1 protein-coding gene and 1 pseudogene are annotated in these 513 nt (G+C 38.0%); one reads left to right on the top strand and one right to left on the bottom strand.

Annotation, left to right across the window (positions count from 1 at the left end):
- Window positions 1-5 precede the first annotated feature (5 nt).
- Window positions 6-137: a helix-turn-helix domain-containing protein gene (locus tag A5N85_RS14430; RefSeq protein WP_072577696.1), complete on the bottom strand. Its 132-nt coding sequence runs from the start codon at window positions 135-137 to the stop codon at window positions 6-8.
- A gap of 139 nt (window positions 138-276) precedes the next feature.
- Between A5N85_RS14430 and A5N85_RS14425 the strand changes: the two are divergent.
- Window positions 277-492, top strand: a pseudogene (locus A5N85_RS14425) (transposase); the annotation flags it as partial.
- Between the last annotated feature and the right edge of the window lie 21 nt (window positions 493-513).

Raw genomic sequence — 513 nt, 5'->3', positions numbered from 1 at the left:
AACCTTTAGGATGGGATTTTAATCCAGCTATAGACGGTGAATTTGCTGATCTTGTAGTGCTTTGCAACAGCGCGCCAAGTTTCTCCATTAGCAATATCGTTAAGAATTTTTTGTCGGAATTGGCTGCAGTAGGTCATAGGATATGCTCAGTTTGTTTTTGATAATTCTACTACAAGTTGTTCTTTATATCTGCTTTGATAGATTGGATTATAAGTGATTTTACTATATATGCCATTTTGTTAGTTTCCGCTATTTTTAGTCTTGTTTCTATTTTAAATTACTATAAATAAGCACATAGACCGTTATCCCTTACTTAAACTAGCAAGAGTGATAGACTGGCAGTCGATAGAGCGTTGCCTAGTTGAGCAGAAAAACCAGCAACAGCGCGACAAGCGAGGACGGATAAACTACCCGCTATTGAGCATATTCAAAGCCATCTTACTCGGACAATGGCATAACCTCTCAGACCCAGAGCTTGAACACAGTTTTGTTATAGCTGAATAGGTTTAGCTT

This window comes from Suttonella ornithocola (assembly GCF_001889065.1).
GTDB classification, from domain to species: domain Bacteria; phylum Pseudomonadota; class Gammaproteobacteria; order Cardiobacteriales; family Cardiobacteriaceae; genus Suttonella_A; species Suttonella_A ornithocola.
Note: the sequence above shows the minus strand (reverse complement) of the source record. Positions and strands in the feature narration are given on the sequence as shown.

Coding starts and splice junctions, on each gene's coding strand:
- A5N85_RS14430 (WP_072577696.1), bottom strand. CDS start 137: ATGACCTACTGCAGCCAATTCCGACAAAAAATTCTTAACGATATTGCT.